Origin of the sequence: Alteromonas sp. 1_MG-2023 (assembly GCF_030547075.1) — a bacterium.
Classification (GTDB): Bacteria; Pseudomonadota; Gammaproteobacteria; order Enterobacterales; family Alteromonadaceae; genus Alteromonas.
In genome coordinates, this window is sequence record NZ_JAUOQH010000003.1 from 81,410 (window position 1) to 99,166 (window position 17,757).

Below are 17,757 nucleotides of genomic sequence, written 5' to 3' on the forward strand. Positions count from 1 at the left end.
CAAGGCAATCGCTTTGGGACCTTGCTATGAAAAAAACACATTACCGCACACTTTGGCTTTCTGACATTCATCTTGGCAATCGTGATTGCAAAGCTGAATACCTACTTTCGTTTTTAAACAGCGTCACTGTCGACACCCTATATTTGGTTGGTGACATTGTCGATATGTGGCAAATGACAAAACAGTTTCGTTGGCCACAAGCGCACAATCAAGTTATGCATAAGCTAATGGCCATGAGCCAAGATGGCACTCGCGTTGTTTACCTCCCAGGTAATCACGACGAACCCATTCAGTCATACTCAGGCATGGCTTTTGGTGATATCGAAATTGAACGTCAACTTGTGCATACCACTGCTCAAGGCAAACGTTACCTTGTGTTACATGGCGATCAATTTGATGGCGATGTCACTATGGGTAAATTCCATGCGTGGATTGGTGATAAAGGTTACGACCTACTGCTGTTTTTAAATCGTGAGTTCAATCGTTTTCGTAGTTGGCGTAAACGTGAGTACTGGTCACTTGCAGGTTACATTAAAAAGCACATCAAAGGCGCTAATGAAGCAATTGCTCGCTACCGAGAGGCTTGTTGTTCTCGTGCCGCAGAAATGGGGCTTGATGGCGTAATTTGCGGTCATATTCATCACCCTGAAAGCACAATGGAAAATGGCATCCACTACATTAACGACGGTGATTGGATGGAAAACTGTACTGCGTTGGGTGAAGACGAAAATGGAAACCTATCCCTGATTTATTCCCTTGAGACCATGAACAACGCAGATAACGTTACCCCATTGAAAGTGAAAAATTCACCATCAAAAGCAGCATAAGCATAGCACTTAAACCCGCGTTTAATAATGCACGGAACGCGGGTCTCTCCATTGTCAGATAACTGACATCAAACTGTGTGAAAAACGTCACATTCCCCTGCTATTGTTCGCAAAAACCGAGAAAGACTATGTTTACCGTTGATGAAGTACTAAATAAACACTATCCCCAAGTGGCTAACAACCCCTTATTGTTTAGGTCTTTATCGTTTGTGCTGCGCCACCTTTTGCATGAACGAGAAATAATAGAGTTCGGCGAAACCTACCCCCACTATGAAGATATCGACTTTGTAGAGCAGGTGCTTGAATACTTCAATATTAGCTACTCTACCCGCGACGTAGAGAAAGAGCGTATTCCATCACAAGGGCGCGTGGTGATTATTGCCAATCACCCTATCGGCTCACTAGACGCCCTTGCGTTAATCAAGCTGGTGAGTGAAGTTCGTCACGATTTAAAAGTAGTCGCGAACCAAATGCTCATGGCCATTGAGCCTTTGCACGATATGTTACTGCCAGTCAATAATATGCAAGGCGGTACGCCGAAGCAGCATTTAAATGCTATACAAGACCACTTGCGTTCAGACGGCGCCATTTTAATCTTTCCCGCAGGGGAAGTGTCACGACTACGACCTCAAGGTGTAAGAGATACGCTTTGGCATTCCGGTTTTTTGCGCATCGCCCGACAAGCCAAATCCCCTATTCTTCCGGTTTATATTGATGCCAAAAATAGCCCGCTGTTTTATGGGGTGTCTATGGTATACAAACCCTTAGCCACTGCGCTGCTGGTAAAAGAAATGTTTAAGCAACGCAAGAAACACCTTCCTATGCGAATAGGTGAGCTTATTCCCTTTGAATCTTACCAACAAACCAGCATAGCGCTTAAAGATCAGGTGAAACTATTTAAGCGCCACTTATATCGAATTGGCAGCAACAAGAAAGGTATTTTCGACACCCAAGCCCCTGTGGCCATGCCGGAAGACAGAAAAGAGCTATCCCGTGCAATGAAGCAATGTGAACACTTAGGCCACACCAGTGATGGTCAGTCGATATATTTATACCAACATAAAAATTGCTCGCCGATTATGCGTGAAATTGGTCGCTTGAGAGAAATTGCGTTTCGGGCAGTGGGCGAAGGCACGAATAAACGCCGAGACATAGACCAATACGACACCCACTATTATCATTTGATTTTGTGGGATGAGAGTAATTTAGAAATTGTAGGCGCTTATCGATTTGGTGATGCGGAAATACTGAGTCAACAAGACCACCCTACGGGGTTATATTCAGCCACCTTGTTCGATTATGGTACCGATGACAGTAACGCCGTCATGTTTGGTGCTGGATTGGAGCTGGGTAGAAGTTTTGTGCAACCCTGCTATTGGGGTAAACGCAGCCTAGATTATCTATGGGTGGGCATTGGTGCTTTTTTAAATCGTTACCCGAAGTACCGATATATGTTTGGGGCAGTATCATTAAGCAACGCTTATCCTCAGCCAGCTAAAGATTTGATAGTACAGTTTTACTCCATTTACTTCCCGGCCAAATTTGGCCAAGCTAAGTCGAAACGCTCTTATCAAATGTCACAAGACGCCTTGTATACTTTTACCGGTAAAGACTATAAATCTGAGTTTACCCAGTTAAAGCATTTACTCGCTAATATGGGGGTTAATGTCCCAACTTTATACAAACAATACAGTGAACTATCGAAGACTGGTGGAGTGGCCTTCCTCGATTTTAATGTAGATCCCGATTTTAACGACTGCATAGATGGCTTGGTAGTGGTCGATTTAGAAGCGCTAACGCCAAAGAAAAAGGAGCGTTATTTAGGGGCAACCCAATTAAAGCCTGAACTAAAGAAGTCGGCGTAAATTTAAAGGTTTAATGGAATATCGACGCCATTTACGCCGCCATAGTACTGGCTAGCAATTTAACTAGGCTGTCGCGGTTAAATTGCCATGCGTAGCGCACATTAAACTCAATACGCGCACTCCCTCATACCAAATTGTTAGTAAAAGCGCCGATATCTATGCGCCCCGAGCATTTAAATAACCCACAGGCTAAACTGTATTCCCTTTCTAGACTCTACTCATATATAGTTAGAGTCATAGGTTATTGTTAAACTTATCATCATGCAGTGGGCTCATGCAGTGGAATTAACTTACTACTAAAAGCTACTGCACTACACATAATGTAACATAGTGTAATGCCCCTTTACCGATACAACGCGAGGTCGAGTTTTGCTAAAGATTATTGTACTAATACCACTTATCTTGTCGTTATTGTGGTTTGGCTACTTAAGGCTGAATAGCTATTCCCTAGCGCAGGGTAAGCAAGGTTTTACTTACATACTGGTATTGTCGAGTGTTATTGCGGCTTTTTACGCTCTCATGCTTTTTCTCACGCATTAGTACTTTTACTTATTAAAGACAAACGCCCACAAAAAAAGCCAGTGTTGGCGAGGCGATAACAACATCGCTTGTTCAACACTGGCTTTTTTGCGTATTTTTGGCTTACCGTTAAGAATAAATAAAACGAGCGCTAGGACTAAAACATAATAGTTTTACGTTTCAGCCCGCTTATATTCTCGCCAGCCCTAAACAGTAAGCCCAGTAATACTAAAGGCTTTCAGACACCGTCACATCGGCATCAGCACGTAACGCTTCAATGAACTGTTGGTAAACACGTTGACCTTGCATTTGTGCTAAACGAGGCTTCAGACTTTCTGACATCTCAGCACTTAGCGCAGGCGCACTGTTCACTTTTACTAGCTCAACAATGGCCACGTCGCCATTAACGGTTGCTACCACATCTACGCGCTCTTCAGCTTCGCTAGATAAGGTAAACAATTTATCTACGATACTGCGATTAAGCGTACTACCACTTCTAGCAACTGCATCAGCAGTTTCCCAGCTTAGCGATTTTTCCGCTAATGTTGACTCTACACTTTCGCCTTGTTTCAGTGAATCAACAACACCCGCAGCCCAGCTTTCAGCTGCTTCTTGCGATTTTTGCGCTTTAACAGTCGCTACAATACCTTCACGAACTTCGTCTAACGCTTGCGTACGCTGTGGTAAATGTTCTACAACACGCACAACCACAACGGTTTCATCATCTAATTCGATAATGTCACTGTTTACGCCTTCATCAATAAGTTCTGAAGAAAACGCCACGTCAGTCAGTGCTGGTGAACTTAGATCAACAGGTACCGTATTGCGGCTAAACAAGCCCGTTTCTTGAACTGACAAATCAACCGCGTTGGCCACATCTTCTAATGTATCAGGCACTTCAAATGCAATTTCAGCCATGATGTTTTGCAACTCGAAGAATTCTTCTAATGCTTTGTCAGTTAGCAATGTCTCGCGAATCTCTGGTTCTACGTCTTCAAATGCTTGAACTTGCGCTTCTTTAAGTTCAGTCAGTTTAATGATGTGAAAACCGAACTCGGTTTCAACCACGTCTGTATAGTCGCCTACGTTTGCTAAGCTAAACACTGCTTCATCAAAGGCATCATCCATCATTCCTGGTGTGATAAAGTCTAAATCACCACCATTTTCAGCTGAAAAAGTGTCATCTGAACTACTTTCAGCTAACTCAGCAAAATCAGCACCGTCGTTCAGTTGGTCTAATAGCGCTTGAGTTTTCGCTTTTGCTGCATCAGCGTCATCGCCCGCTTCAATAAGAATATGCGATACTCGACGCTCTTCTTCTTTGCCATAACCGCTAAGGTTATTGTCGTAATAGGCGCGCACAGCGTCGTCATCAACACTTACGCGGCTTTTAACGTCATCTACCGTTAGCGATACATAGGCAAGCTTAATTTGCTCTTCAGTATCGAATGCAGCGATGTTGGCGTTATAGTACTCAGCAATGTCATCCTCTGTTAGTTCTACCGAATCAGCAAAAGAATCAGAATCGATCATGACGTATTTAGCATCACGGGTTTGAAGTTGAAGTGCATTGGCACGCTCAGCTTCACCTGGTAGCGCGAACTCTGAATTCGTTAACGCTGCAGCCAATTGGTTCTGCGTCATTTGAATACGTAGATAGTCACGGAAGTCAGCAACCTGAAAACCGTTTTGACGCAAAATGGTTTGGAAGCGGTCGTTGTCGAACTGACCACCGAACTGGAACTCTGGCATTTGTACGATAGTTTCACGAATTTGCGCATCGCTAACACGCAAGCCCATTTCCTGTGCCTGTTGCTGAATGAGTTTCTCAGCAATCAATCTATCTAACACGTTGCGACGAAAGTCACTTAAATACTGTTCACTTGAAAACAACTGGGCAATGCTATCGCCAAATTGTGATTCCATCTGTGCCCGTTGGTTCTGATAACCGCGTTCTAATTCCTGAGCAGAAATTTCTTCGCCGTTAACTGTTGCTACTGCCGTAGTACCTGAAGACGTCAGGTAACTTCCTACACCAGCAAACACGAAACTCAATACGATAAGGGCAATAATCGCCATTGCCCAAGGGCCTTGAGAACCTTCTCTGATTCTTTCTAGCATGATTGTTCTTCAACTCCGTTGCTTACTACACTTGCCCGCCTAGCGTTGGACAATACCTACACTAATTAACTCGGCAAAAAATAAGCGGTGATTATAACCTAATACCCGTGAAGATAAACGGCTTAACAAAAACTAATCCTTCTATTTTTCAAGTAATCTGTAGCGACGTGCACAATACGCAGTTGCGCTAAGTTCAAGATAGAGAAAATAGTGGGAAATGATAAATTCGGCGTTACAAATAAAAAAGGCGATGGCATAAGCCATCGCCTTTTTCTTGCAAGTTTTGCTTAGTTACAAGCGTCTTTCAGAGCTTTGCCAGCTTTGAAAGATGGAACTTTCGCTGCTGAAATCTGAATAGTCTCACCAGTTTGTGGGTTACGACCACTACGAGCAGAGCGCTCACGTACTGAGAAAGTACCGAAACCGACTAATGCCACTTGGTCACCGTCTTTAAGTGCAGCAGTTACTGAGTCAGTAAATGCATCTAGAGCGCGGCCGGCAGCTGCTTTTGAAATATCTGCGCCAGCAGCAATTTGGTCGATAAGTTGAGACTTGTTCACTATTTTTATCCCCTTCGATTGTTATTATACTGTTTGTCCAAAACGATTTGATTGAACGTTATAGCAAGCTTGATTCTGAACATCAAGCATCTGTCACAATTAATTAACTTTTATTGAATCGCTGCAATCCCTTTTGTGGCAAGGCTTCAAGCGAATACAAATTAAAGGTATCACAACTTCTGCGACAAGAAAGCCCTATTTTGAAAAAAATCGGCGAATTGACGCGGGTATGCATACTTTTTAATCAATTATTACAAAATTAAGGCTGCAAGCCTTTAAAATTAAGACATGCAGCCAGCTTTTTTAGCTTTTAGTTGCAACCTCAAAAGACTCTACTGGCTCTTGAAGTGCAATATCAAGCACATCATCTATCCACTTTACAGGGTGAATTGACAAATCTTTTTTCACATTTTCTGGAATTTCTTCCAAATCACGTTCATTTTCTGCTGGAATAACCACCGTTTTAATTCCACCACGGTGTGCAGCGAGTAGTTTTTCTTTCAAGCCACCAATGGCCAACACTTCACCGCGCAAGGTTATTTCGCCAGTCATTGCCACATCACATTTCACAGGGTTACCTGTTAATGATGACACTAACGCAGTACACATCGCGATACCCGCACTTGGGCCATCTTTAGGTGTAGCACCTTCAGGCACGTGTACATGAATATCACGTTTTTCGTAGAAATCTTCGTTAATGCGCAGCTTCTCAGCGCGGCTACGTACTACGGTCATGGCAGCTTTAATTGATTCCTGCATAACATCACCAAGGGAGCCTGTTGATGTCATTTTGCCTTTACCAGGTACCGACGTGGTTTCGATAGTCAGTAAATCACCGCCTACCTGTGTCCATGCTAATCCAGTAACTTGGCCAATTTGGTTATCTTTATCTGCTTTACCGTAGTCAAAACGCTGCACACCTAAGTAATCTTTAAGGTTATCTTGGGTAACAGACACTTTGTCTTTGCTCTTATTGAGCAAAATATCTTTAACCGCTTTACGGCATACCTTAGAAATTTCACGCTCTAAACTTCGCACACCGGCTTCACGGGTGTAGTAGCGAATCATGCCAATAATGGCCGACTCGGTGATCTCAAGTTCTTTAGACTTAAGACCGTTGCGTTCCATTTGTTTACTCAGCAAGTGGCGTGTCGCGATGTTTAGCTTTTCGTCTTCGGTATAACCAGAAAGACGAATAACTTCCATACGATCCAGTAATGGGCCTGGAATATTCATGCTATTCGAGGTAGCCACAAACATGACGTCAGATAGGTCGTAATCCACCTCTAAGTAGTGATCGCTGAAACTATTGTTCTGCTCAGGATCAAGAACTTCAAGCAATGCAGATGCTGGGTCACCGCGCATATCAGACGACATTTTATCAATTTCATCTAATAGGAAAAGTGGGTTCTTAACGCCAACTTTCGCCATCTTTTGCACTAGCTTACCGGGCAACGAACCAATATAGGTACGTCTATGTCCACGAATCTCAGCTTCATCACGTACGCCGCCTAACGCCATACGTACATACTTACGCCCTGTCGCTTTAGCAACAGATTGGCCTAAAGAAGTTTTACCTACACCAGGAGGCCCAACAAGACACAAGATAGGCCCTTTAAGCTTCTTAACTCGCTGTTGAACAGCAAGATATTCTAAGATACGTTCTTTAACTTTCTCTAAGCCGTAATGGTCTTCATTTAAAACCACTTCAGCGCGCGATAGATCTTTTTTCACCGGTGAACGCTTGTTCCACGGCACATTGGTTAGCCACTCAATGTAGCTACGCAATACCGTTGCTTCTGCCGACATGGGCGACATCATCTTAAGCTTTTGAAGTTCAGACTTAGCTTTGTCTAAAGCTTCTTGCGGCATTTTCGCGTCTTCAATCTTTTTCGCTAACGCTTCAAATTCATCGGGTGCATCATCTAGTTCGCCAAGTTCTTTTTGAATGGCTTTCATTTGCTCATTCAAATAATACTCACGCTGGCTTTTTTCCATTTGTTTTTTAACACGGGTACGAATTTTCTTCTCGACCTGTAACAAATCGATTTCACCTTCCATCAAGGCCATTAAATACTCAAGGCGTTCGTTCACCCCTTTCATTTCTAGCACTTTCTGTTTTTCGGTGAGTTTAAGCGGCATGTGGGCAGCCATGGTATCTGCTAAACGTGCAGCATCTTCAATACCATTAAGCGATGTAAGCACTTCAGGCGGTATTTTCTTATTTAGCTTAACGTAACCTTCAAACTGAGATACGGCTGAACGAATAAGCACTTCCTGCTCACTCTCATCAATGGCACCATCTTCAATTTTGTTGACGTTAGCAACAAAGAACGGCTCTGATTGCTCGTACTTTTCTACTTCACCGCGCACACTGCCTTCAACGAGTACTTTAACCGTGCCGTCAGGCAGTTTTAAAAGTTGCAGGATAGTGGCAATAGTACCAACGGAATAAATATCGTCAGCATCGGGTTCATCTACACTGGCGTCTTTCTGGGCAACTAAGAAAATCTGTTTCTCGTTTTCCATTGCCGCTTCAAGGCAACGAATTGATTTTTCTCGCCCTACGAATAAGGGTATGACCATATGCGGATAAACAACCACGTCCCTTAAGGCAAGCACAGGAATTTCAATGCGATTTTCTCGCTCAACTGTCATACGTGTTCTCTATTAGTTAGCATTGTCGATTGATATGGGGATGCTAGCGCAAAGTTCAAATAAAACATTCTTAATCTACGTAGAATTCGCTGCTTTCCCTGCTTTTCTTTACCATTATCGATTTTAGACCGTATGGCAACAGTTAGTTGGCGAATCTATCAGAAAGGATAGGTTAAACCGGTTCATTTGCTCAAATAACATGCAAACTGACTGCTTTATATGAAAAGATCATAGTAAAAAGGAAGCGCTATTAGCACCGTCTAAGAATTCAATTTTTCGAGTGTGTATTGGAAACTGATGACAATTTGGCGGTTAACTTGGAATATATCAGAAAGTAATTTTCTGTTGCTAGAAAACAAAAAAGGCCCCGAAGGACCTTTTTTTGAAAGTAAAACCGCTTACTCAGAAGCCGCTTTCTTATCTGTATTGTCGTAAATTAAAATAGGTTTTGATTCGCCGCGAATGACAGTTTCATCAATAACTACTTTACTTACGTCTACCGCAGACGGTAATTCGTACATGGTATCAAGCAAAACAGCTTCAACAATTGAACGAAGACCACGGGCACCGGTTTTACGATCCATCGCCTTTTTGGCGATAGCATGCAGTGCGTCGTCGCGGAACTCAAGTTCCACATCTTCCATATCAAATAATGCTGAGTACTGCTTCGTAATCGCATTCTTAGGCTCTTTAAGAATTTGAATCAAGGCTTCTTCATTCAACTCTTCAAGGCTAGTTACCACAGGTAAACGACCGATAAACTCAGGAATTAACCCGTATTTAACCAAGTCTTGTGGTTCTACCTGCTTGAACAACTCGCTTATTTGCGCAGTATTTTCAGATTTAGACTTTACAGACGCACCAAATCCAATACCCGTGCCTTTTTGCGCACGTTGCTCAATAACCTTATCTAAACCTGCAAATGCACCACCACAGATAAACAGAATTTTAGAGGTATCTACCTGCAAAAACTCTTGCTGTGGATGCTTGCGACCACCTTGTGGAGGCACTGAAGCAACAGTACCTTCAATAAGCTTAAGCAATGCTTGCTGTACACCTTCACCCGATACATCACGAGTAATAGATGGGTTATCTGACTTACGCGAAATTTTATCAATTTCATCAATGTAAACAATGCCACGCTGGGCTTTTTCAACGTCGTAATCACATTTTTGCAGAAGCTTTTGAATGATATTTTCAACATCTTCACCTACATAACCGGCTTCGGTTAATGTCGTTGCATCTGCCATTGTGAAAGGAACGTCAAGCAAACGGGCAAGCGTCTCGGCTAACAGTGTTTTACCACTACCAGTAGGTCCAATAAGTAAGATATTACTCTTACCAAGCTCTACACCGTCATGAACATCACCGTTACGCAAGCGTTTGTAGTGGTTATATACCGCTACAGACAACACTTTTTTAGCATGCTCTTGACCAATAACGTAGTCATCTAAGTGTGCATGGATTTCATTTGGCTTTGGTAAAGCATCCTGCTTTTGCTTAGGCGCGATTTCCTTGATTTCTTCGCGAATGATATCGTTACATAACTCAACACACTCGTCGCAAATAAATACCGACGGGCCTGCTATTAACTTTCTTACTTCGTGTTGGCTTTTGCCACAAAACGAGCAGTACAGTAACTTGTTATCACCGTCACCGCTTTGTTTATCACTCATTACTATTGCCTCTGCCTTGCCTGAACCGAAAACCAAATCGTGCCAAGCACTAGTTCAGGTCTACTATATATAACTATACTACTTAGTTGCAGCCGCGTCAGATCGATTTGTCATAACTTGGTCGATAAGGCCATATTCTTTGGCTTCGGTTGCACTAAGAAAGTTGTCACGATCGGTATCGTGGGCAACTTTTTCGTAATCTTGTCCAGTGTGTTGTGCCATTAAACGGTTCAACTTCTCTTTAATAGACAGGATTTCTTTCGCATGAATTTCAAAATCTGATGCTTGACCTTGGAAACCACCTAAAGGTTGGTGAATCATCACGCGAGAGTTCGGTAAACAGTAACGCTTACCTTTAGCACCACCTGATAGCAAAAACGCACCCATGCTAGCCGCTTGACCCACACATACCGTGCTTACGTCTGGCTTGATGAAATTCATGGTGTCGTAAATTGCCATACCCGCAGTTACAGAACCGCCAGGTGAATTGATATAAAGGAAAATGTCTTTTTCTGGATTTTCAGCTTCCAAAAATAGCATTTGAGCCACAATCAGGTTGGCCATGTGGTCTTCTACCTGCCCTACTAAGAAAATAACATTTTCTTTTAGTAGACGAGAATAGATGTCGTACGAACGTTCACCTTTGGAAGTTTGTTCAACTACCATAGGAACAAGTGCATTCATTGGATCAAATGGGGTATTAGTCATAGCTACCTTGATTATCTAGCGTTAAAAACAAAAATGCTCGGAAGGCTCCGAGCATTTAAGCAGTTGCTGACAGGTGAAGTCAATCAGACAGTAAAAAATTACGCCTGTTTGTTCATAACCTCGTCAAAAGCTTTAGTTACTTCGGTAACTTTAGCTTGCTCAAGTACCCATTCAACCGCCTGCTCTTCTAGTGCAACATTTTGCATTTGCTGCATAAGCTCTTGGTTGTTGTTGTAGTATTCTACAACTTCTTGAGGGTCTTCATACGCAGAAGCAGCAGTTTCGATCATCTCGTTTACTTTTGCTTCGTCTGCTTTAAGTTCGTTTTGCTTAATTACTTCACCTAATAATAGGCCAATTGAAACACGACGCTTGGCATTATCGGTAAATAATTCAGCCGGCAACTCTGGAAGGTTTTGACCACCGCCCTGTTGGCTGAAACGTTGTTTAGCTTGCTCACGTAAAGCGTTAACTTCTTGGTCGATAAGTGCTTGAGGAATATCAAGCTCGTTAGCGTCAACCAATTTAGCAATAACGTCTTCTTTAACCTGAGTTTTAAGTGTTTGATCTAGCTCACGTTGCATGTTCTTACGAACTTCAGCTTTAAGCGCATCAACACCACCTTCCTGAACACCGAATAATGTAGCGAACTCTTCGTCAACTTTAGGAAGTGACTGGCCTTCTACTTTTTTCACTGTTACTTGGAATACCGCATCTTTACCTTTAAGGTTTTCTGCGTGGTAATCTTCAGGGAAAGCAACTTCAACTGTTACTTCTTCACCCGCTTTCGCGCCAACAAGTGGCTTTTCGAAACCTGGGATCATGCGATCTTGACCTAATTCTAGTTCGAAATCTTCAGCTTTGCCGCCTTCAAATTCTTCACCGTCGATAGAGCCAACGAAATCGATAACAACTTTATCGTCTTTCTTCGCTTTACGTTTAACTTCTTTCCAAGAAGCATGTTGCTTCTGCAAAGTCACCATCATGTTATCAAGATCTTCGTCAGTAATTTCTACTACTGGCTTTTCGATTTCAATATCGTTGATGCCTTTAACTTCTACTTCTGGATACACTTCAAAAGAAGCGACAAATTCCAAGTCCTGACCATCTTCATCTTTAGTCAGTTCAAAGTTAGGCATACCAGCTGGTTGAATTTTTTCTTGAACGATAGCCTGGTAGAAGTTTTGCTGCATCACATCACCAGCAATTTCTTGACGCACTGCTTGGCCGAAACGCTTTTTGATTACGCTTACTGGTACCTTGCCTGGGCGGAAACCGTTGATTCGTTGCGTTTTCGCCAATTGCTGTAGGCGAGATTTAACAGCTGAATCAATAGCGTCAGCTGGAACGGTGATAGTAAGACGGCGTTCTAAACCCTGGGTCGTCTCGACTGAAACTTGCATTATATTACCTCAACTTTACGCTTATCTAAGCGCTTTGTTCTCAATCCCCTCTCCCGTCATGCCTATATGACATATCACACCGGGGTAGAGGTCGTTTCCGACGTTTGCACTAACAAAACACCACACAATACTGTGTTAATCGCGTATTTGTTACAAACATACGAGTTAAAAAAAGACGCCGTAGTATACAGTCGCAGAGAACGAGAGTCGAGAGGGAAACACAAGTTTGTAACACGCTTTTGAATGATAAGTGTGCAAACGGATGGAAATAAGGAATTTATTTAAAGAAATATACTAAGGAAGAGAGTAAATGGTCGGTGAGATAGGATTTGAACCTACGACCCCTTGTACCCAAAACAAGTGCGCTACCAAGCTGCGCCACTCACCGACAATATTACTTACAATCGCGCTAAAGAAAGCACTTACAACAGCTTTTGTAAAAAAAAAGCTTAAAATATGGTGCGGAAGGAGAGACTTGAACTCTCACGCCGTGAAGCACTGGAACCTAAATCCAGCGTGTCTACCAATTCCACCACTCCCGCGAAAAAGTGGGGTGGACGATGGGGCTCGAACCCACGACAACCGGAATCACAATCCGGGGCTCTACCAACTGAGCTACGCCCACCACTGAGGTGCTTGCAATAAAATAAACATGTTGAATTGATAGTACATGTTTACCTTTGAAAATTCGACTAATCCGAATCAGGTCCTACCTGACTCGCATGGCGCGTCCGGCAGGATTCGAACCTGCGACCCACGGCTTAGAAGGCCGTTGCTCTATCCAGCTGAGCTACGGACGCTCGGCGAATCTTCGCTTGCAAAAAATGGTCGGTGAGATAGGATTTGAACCTACGACCCCTTGTACCCAAAACAAGTGCGCTACCAAGCTGCGCCACTCACCGACTGCGTAACGATACGTTTGAAGCAATTTGCGTCTGTGCCGTTACGGGGTGCGAATATTACTGACAAGACCCCACCTCGTCAAACACTTTTTTAAATAAAATATTCAACCGCTCATAAAGCGCCCATAAATGTGCTTTTTTGAGCACTTTGGGCATTTTTCAAACGAAAAAACGTGGGTAAACTGAAAAACTAGAGGTAGTTTAAAGATGACTCTTAAGATGACACACAGTTAAAAACAATCACGTACGACCTTAACTATTTTCATTATTTGTCAGAATTCACCTTATACAGAGGATAATAAGGGGTAATAACAGAAAAATTTCTTTAAACTTTTCATGTTTTACAGTAATTACATGTTTCTACTGGTCGCCACATGCTGTTTTATGAAACAATAATTAGCACTTAATGACCACACATTATAATCACTTCTATGACAGCTCATTTAATTGACGGCAAATTAATTGCCAAACAAGTTCGCCAGCATGTTGCTTCCTATGTTGATTCACTTATTGATGCAAAGAAACGTCAACCTGGGTTAGCCGTTGTGCTAGTCGGTAGCGATGCAGCCTCTCAAGTTTATGTTTCGAATAAACGTAAAGCCTGTGATGAGGTAGGTTTTGTGTCTCGTTCATTCGATTTACCCGCAGATACAACAGAGAGTGAGTTGTTAGCGCTTGTTGATAAACTAAATGAAGACAACGAAATAGATGGCATATTAGTACAACTGCCTTTACCTGCGGGTTTAAATGCAGAGAAAGTATTAGAGCGTATTCATCCCCACAAAGATGTAGATGGTTTTCACCCGTATAATATAGGGAGGTTGGCGCAACGTATTCCCGCGCTTCGCCCATGTACACCCAAAGGTATCATGACCATGATTGAGGCCACTAAGCGCCCCGTTAAAGGTTTAGATGCAGTTATTGTGGGAGCTTCTAATATTGTGGGTCGTCCTATGAGCTTAGAACTACTGTTGGCAGGTTGCACCGTCACGACCTGTCATAAATTCACGCAAGATTTAAAAGCCCATGTAAGCCGTGCGGACCTTCTTGTGGTTGCGGTGGGTAAGCCCAACTTTATTCCTGGTGACTGGATTAAATCTGGCGCTATTGTAATTGATGTGGGCATCAACCGAGTAAGCGATGGCTCATTAGTGGGTGATGTGGATTTTGCGCGCGCCAAAGAACGTGCTGGTTGGATAACGCCTGTTCCTGGCGGCGTAGGCCCCATGACAGTCGCAAGCTTGATTGAAAACACCCTAGAAGCTTACGTTAAATACCACTCTTAAGTTGAAATCGTGAACGATACACATCTTATTGAAGCCACTATGCGTTGGGTTGATGACATTGTCATCAACCACAATTTTTGCCCCTTTGCTGGTTTTGTTCGCCAACCTGGCCAAATTCACTGTGTCGTGGTTAATGGGGATGCAGGCGATGTTATTGCCTCACTTTTCGATGAATGCAAACGTTTAGACGAACAAGACGATATAGCCACTACTCTTATCATAGCGCCATCAAGCGCTATGGTTTCATTTGATGATTACTTAGATGTATTGGCTATTTGTGATCGCATGCTATCTGATTGGGGGTATACGGGCGTGTATCAACTCGCCAGCTTTCATCCAAAGTACCAATTCGATGGTGAAGCGAAAGATAGCGTAGCTAATTATACGAACCGTTCCCCTTATCCTCTACTTCACCTAATTCGTGAGCGCGATATTGCCCGCTATATGAAAAATGAAGATGATGCAGAGAAGATTTATACTCATAACATTGCCAAAGCCAATGAGTTGGGCTGTCCCTACTTCGAAAAAGCATTGGGTGAAATGCGAGACCTTAAATAGGCACTAGCTTGCTAAAAACAAAAATGGCCTGTAAGCATACAGGCCAAAGGGTTTGATTGGGTCCAGGGATGCCAAATACGGCCGCCCCAGATGTCCGTAATTGGCTCAAGGTTTTAAACTTGAACCCGTACTCTACGTAAACTATGTGAGAATTTTATGACAGTGCGCTATGCAAATGGGATTTTGCGGTAATGACCCTTGATCAGTTCCCCCTTTGTGCCATCGGCCATATACAAACACCGTTTAAACAAAAGTTTGCCATTCCCCGACAACCTAATTTAGCCAAGGCGAAGGGACAAATCGTGTTAGCGCCGGACTTTGATGACCCTCGTGTCTTTAAAGGTTTAGAAGTATTTAGTCATGTATGGCTACTTTTTCTATTCCATGAAAATTTAGACAAAGGCTGGAAACCTTCAGTTAAAGCCCCTCGTTTAGGCGGCAATGCAACGCTTGGGGTGTTTGCCTCAAGAAGTACACATCGCCCGAACGGTATAGGCATGTCGGCCGTGAAAAATTTAGGTTCTGAAACGGTGGATGGAAAGCTTACCTTGAATGTTGAAGGGGTAGATTTGTTGGATGGCACGCCCATTATCGATATTAAGCCTTATTTGCCCTATGCCGATGCGCTTCCACATGCATCAGATAGTATGGCAGAACTGACACATGCGGCCCCTATCCCCAACTTAGATGTGACAATTAACCCGCTCGTGCAAGACTTGTTGCAAGAAGCCGCGGCACAGCATCCCGACCTGCCCACATTACTAACCGCGGTGCTGGCTCAAGACCCCCGCCCCGCTTATCGTCATAAACTATTAAGTGATGAAAAAACTTACCATACTACACTGTATAACTATGATTTTGCCTTCACGGTAAAAAATGGTGTAGTCGACGTTGTTGGGATTAACGCGCTTTAGACGCACGTGGTTGTAGCACTATTGCTCACAGTTAATTAGAATACGCCCAATTGTATTTTTCATAGTTATAGGAAGACCGCTTCGAATGCGCACTAGTCAATATTTACTTGCCACGCAGAAAGAAACTCCGGCCGACGCTGAGGTTATCAGCCACCAGTTAATGTTACGTGCTGGTATGATAAGAAAACTGGCTTCAGGCCTTTACACATGGTTGCCTACCGGGCTTCGCGTGCTGAATAAAGTGGCAAACATCGTTCGTGAAGAAATGAACAAAGCAGGCGGTGTAGAAGTGTTAATGCCCGTGGTTCAACCTGCTGATTTGTGGGAAGAGTCTGGTCGTTGGGAAGAATACGGCCCAGAATTACTGCGCATTAAAGACCGCCACCAGCGAGACTTTGTGCTAGGTCCTACACATGAAGAAGTGATCACATCGTTAGTCAGAAACGAAATCAGTAGTTACAAACAACTGCCTATCAATCTTTATCAAATTCAAACTAAATTCCGTGATGAAGTACGCCCTCGTTTTGGCATTATGCGTGGTCGTGAATTCACCATGAAAGATGCTTACAGCTTCCACTTAGACGATACGTGTTTAGATAAAACGTACCAAACAATGTATGAAGCCTATGGCAATATCTTTAACCGCATGGGCTTAGACTACCGTGCTGTTATTGCCGACTCGGGTTCAATTGGTGGAAACCATTCCCATGAGTTCCACGTACTTGCCGAGTCTGGTGAAGATGCAATTGCCTTTGCGAGTGACAGCGACTACGCCGCAAACGTTGAAATGGCTGCAACGGCAATGCCAGAAAAACAACAAGCTTCAGGCGCAGCAGCTGAAGTACTAAGTGGCAAAGATTCTGATAGCGCGCTTAGCATTTATGTTGTTAAAGGCGAAACAGAGGAAGAAAGTACAACCGAACAATGGGTAGTATTAGTATTGCGCGCAGAACACGCGCTTAACGATGTTAAAGCAGAAAAAGTAGCTGGCGTAGCCAGTCCGCTTGTTATAGCAAGTGAAGAAAAAGCCACTGAAATTTTAGGCGCTCACCCTGCTTTCGTTAACCCTAATGATATTACATTGCCAATGCATGTCGATTTTAGTGCCGCTGCACTTGCCGATTTCATATGTGGTGCCGGCGAAAATGGCCAAATCACGAAAAATGCAAACTGGACTGTCGATTTACAAACAGCTGATTTACGTAACATTGTGGCTGGTGACGCTTCACCAGACGGCAATGGCACTATTGAAATAAAGCGCGGTATTGAAGTGGGCCACATTTTCCAATTGGGTAGCAAATACTCAGAAGCGATGAATTGTGGTGTATTGAGCGAAACTGGCAAGCATCAAACCCTAACCATGGGATGTTATGGAATTGGCGTTTCACGTATTGTTGCGGCAGCTATTGAACAAAACCATGATAAATACGGCATTATGTGGCCTGATCCTATTGCGCCATTTAAAATTGCACTGATTCCGATGAATATGCACAAATCTCACCGTATTAAAGAGGCCGCTGAGGCGCTATACGAAGAACTCATTGCTATGGGTATCGACGTGTTGTTTGACGATCGTAAAGAGCGTCCAGGTGTAATGTTTAATGACATGGAATTGATTGGCATACCTCACAGCATTGTTATCGGGGAAAGAAACCTTGATAATCAGCAAATTGAGTATAAAAATCGCCGTACAGGTGACAAGCAGCTACTAGATTTAAATTCTGCTAAAGACTTTGTTGCTAGTTTATAACTTTGTCTAT

General features: G+C 43.1%; 12 protein-coding genes and 5 tRNA genes. 6 read left to right on the top strand and 11 right to left on the bottom strand.

Annotation, left to right across the window (positions count from 1 at the left end; all coding sequences use genetic code 11):
• Positions 1–26: 26 nt before the first annotated feature.
• Positions 27–827, top strand: a complete 801-nt coding sequence (locus Q4561_RS04050) for a UDP-2,3-diacylglucosamine diphosphatase (RefSeq protein ID WP_211070579.1) — start codon at positions 27–29, stop codon at positions 825–827.
• A 128-nt stretch (positions 828–955) separates the two neighbouring features.
• Positions 956–2,692 carry a lysophospholipid acyltransferase family protein gene (locus tag Q4561_RS04055; RefSeq protein WP_303457771.1) on the top strand — a complete coding sequence of 579 codons (1,737 nt, stop codon included), beginning with the start codon at positions 956–958 and terminating at the stop codon, positions 2,690–2,692.
• Between the two features lie 747 nt (positions 2,693–3,439).
• Here Q4561_RS04055 and Q4561_RS04060 read toward each other — a convergent pair.
• The 11 genes from Q4561_RS04060 to Q4561_RS04110 form a co-directional block, all read right to left on the bottom strand.
• Complete coding sequence (locus Q4561_RS04060) at positions 3,440–5,332, bottom strand: SurA N-terminal domain-containing protein (RefSeq protein ID WP_303457772.1); 1,893 nt, start codon at positions 5,330–5,332, stop codon at positions 3,440–3,442.
• 287 nt (positions 5,333–5,619) lie between these two features.
• On the bottom strand, positions 5,620–5,892 hold the full coding sequence (gene hupB, locus Q4561_RS04065) for a nucleoid-associated protein HU-beta (protein WP_012518978.1): 273 nt from the start codon (positions 5,890–5,892) through the stop codon (positions 5,620–5,622).
• 303 nt (positions 5,893–6,195) lie between these two features.
• On the bottom strand, positions 6,196–8,550 hold the full coding sequence (lon, locus tag Q4561_RS04070) for an endopeptidase La (RefSeq protein ID WP_303457773.1): 2,355 nt from the start codon (positions 8,548–8,550) through the stop codon (positions 6,196–6,198).
• 398 nt (positions 8,551–8,948) lie between these two features.
• A complete protein-coding gene (gene clpX / locus Q4561_RS04075; protein WP_303457774.1) occupies positions 8,949–10,226 on the bottom strand; it encodes an ATP-dependent protease ATP-binding subunit ClpX in 1,278 nt (425 codons plus the stop codon).
• A 78-nt stretch (positions 10,227–10,304) separates the two neighbouring features.
• Positions 10,305–10,934 carry an ATP-dependent Clp endopeptidase proteolytic subunit ClpP gene (gene clpP / locus Q4561_RS04080; RefSeq protein ID WP_013783304.1) on the bottom strand — a complete coding sequence of 210 codons (630 nt, stop codon included), beginning with the start codon at positions 10,932–10,934 and terminating at the stop codon, positions 10,305–10,307.
• A gap of 98 nt (positions 10,935–11,032) precedes the next feature.
• Positions 11,033–12,337 carry a trigger factor gene (gene tig / locus Q4561_RS04085; RefSeq protein WP_013783303.1) on the bottom strand — a complete coding sequence of 435 codons (1,305 nt, stop codon included), beginning with the start codon at positions 12,335–12,337 and terminating at the stop codon, positions 11,033–11,035.
• 311 nt (positions 12,338–12,648) lie between these two features.
• Positions 12,649–12,725: transfer RNA gene (locus Q4561_RS04090), tRNA-Pro, on the bottom strand.
• Between the two features lie 69 nt (positions 12,726–12,794).
• Positions 12,795–12,879 (bottom strand) — tRNA-Leu (locus tag Q4561_RS04095).
• Positions 12,880–12,886: 7 nt separating this feature from the next.
• A tRNA-His gene (locus Q4561_RS04100) sits at positions 12,887–12,962 on the bottom strand.
• 98 nt (positions 12,963–13,060) lie between these two features.
• Positions 13,061–13,137, bottom strand: a tRNA-Arg gene (locus tag Q4561_RS04105).
• Between the two features lie 25 nt (positions 13,138–13,162).
• Positions 13,163–13,239, bottom strand: a tRNA-Pro gene (locus Q4561_RS04110).
• Positions 13,240–13,670: 431 nt separating this feature from the next.
• Here Q4561_RS04110 and folD point away from each other — a divergent pair.
• From folD to Q4561_RS04130, 4 genes are all read left to right on the top strand, one after another.
• A complete protein-coding gene (gene folD, locus Q4561_RS04115) occupies positions 13,671–14,525 on the top strand; it encodes a bifunctional methylenetetrahydrofolate dehydrogenase/methenyltetrahydrofolate cyclohydrolase FolD (protein WP_303457776.1) in 855 nt (284 codons plus the stop codon).
• Positions 14,526–14,534: 9 nt separating this feature from the next.
• Positions 14,535–15,083 (top strand): DUF1415 domain-containing protein, encoded by a 549-nt coding sequence (locus Q4561_RS04120; protein ID WP_303457777.1) that lies wholly within the window; start codon positions 14,535–14,537, stop codon positions 15,081–15,083.
• Between the two features lie 191 nt (positions 15,084–15,274).
• A complete protein-coding gene (gene tsaA, locus Q4561_RS04125) occupies positions 15,275–15,997 on the top strand; it encodes a tRNA (N6-threonylcarbamoyladenosine(37)-N6)-methyltransferase TrmO (RefSeq protein ID WP_303457778.1) in 723 nt (240 codons plus the stop codon).
• Positions 15,998–16,082: 85 nt separating this feature from the next.
• Positions 16,083–17,747, top strand: a complete 1,665-nt coding sequence (locus tag Q4561_RS04130; RefSeq protein WP_303457779.1) for a proline--tRNA ligase — start codon at positions 16,083–16,085, stop codon at positions 17,745–17,747.
• Positions 17,748–17,757: the final 10 nt, after the last annotated feature.

Bases quoted from the DNA above. Each gene is read 5' to 3' on its own strand.
- Q4561_RS04050 (WP_211070579.1), top strand. From the start codon at position 27: ATGAAAAAAACACATTACCGCACACTTTGGCTTTCTGACATTCATCTT.
- Q4561_RS04055 (WP_303457771.1), top strand. From the start codon at position 956: ATGTTTACCGTTGATGAAGTACTAAATAAACACTATCCCCAAGTGGCT.
- Q4561_RS04060 (WP_303457772.1), bottom strand. From the start codon at position 5,332: ATGCTAGAAAGAATCAGAGAAGGTTCTCAAGGCCCTTGGGCAATGGCG.
- lon (WP_303457773.1), bottom strand. From the start codon at position 8,550: ATGACAGTTGAGCGAGAAAATCGCATTGAAATTCCTGTGCTTGCCTTA.
- clpX (WP_303457774.1), bottom strand. From the start codon at position 10,226: ATGAGTGATAAACAAAGCGGTGACGGTGATAACAAGTTACTGTACTGC.
- clpP (WP_013783304.1), bottom strand. From the start codon at position 10,934: ATGACTAATACCCCATTTGATCCAATGAATGCACTTGTTCCTATGGTA.
- tig (WP_013783303.1), bottom strand. From the start codon at position 12,337: ATGCAAGTTTCAGTCGAGACGACCCAGGGTTTAGAACGCCGTCTTACT.
- folD (WP_303457776.1), top strand. From the start codon at position 13,671: ATGACAGCTCATTTAATTGACGGCAAATTAATTGCCAAACAAGTTCGC.
- tsaA (WP_303457778.1), top strand. From the start codon at position 15,275: ATGACCCTTGATCAGTTCCCCCTTTGTGCCATCGGCCATATACAAACA.
- Q4561_RS04130 (WP_303457779.1), top strand. From the start codon at position 16,083: ATGCGCACTAGTCAATATTTACTTGCCACGCAGAAAGAAACTCCGGCC.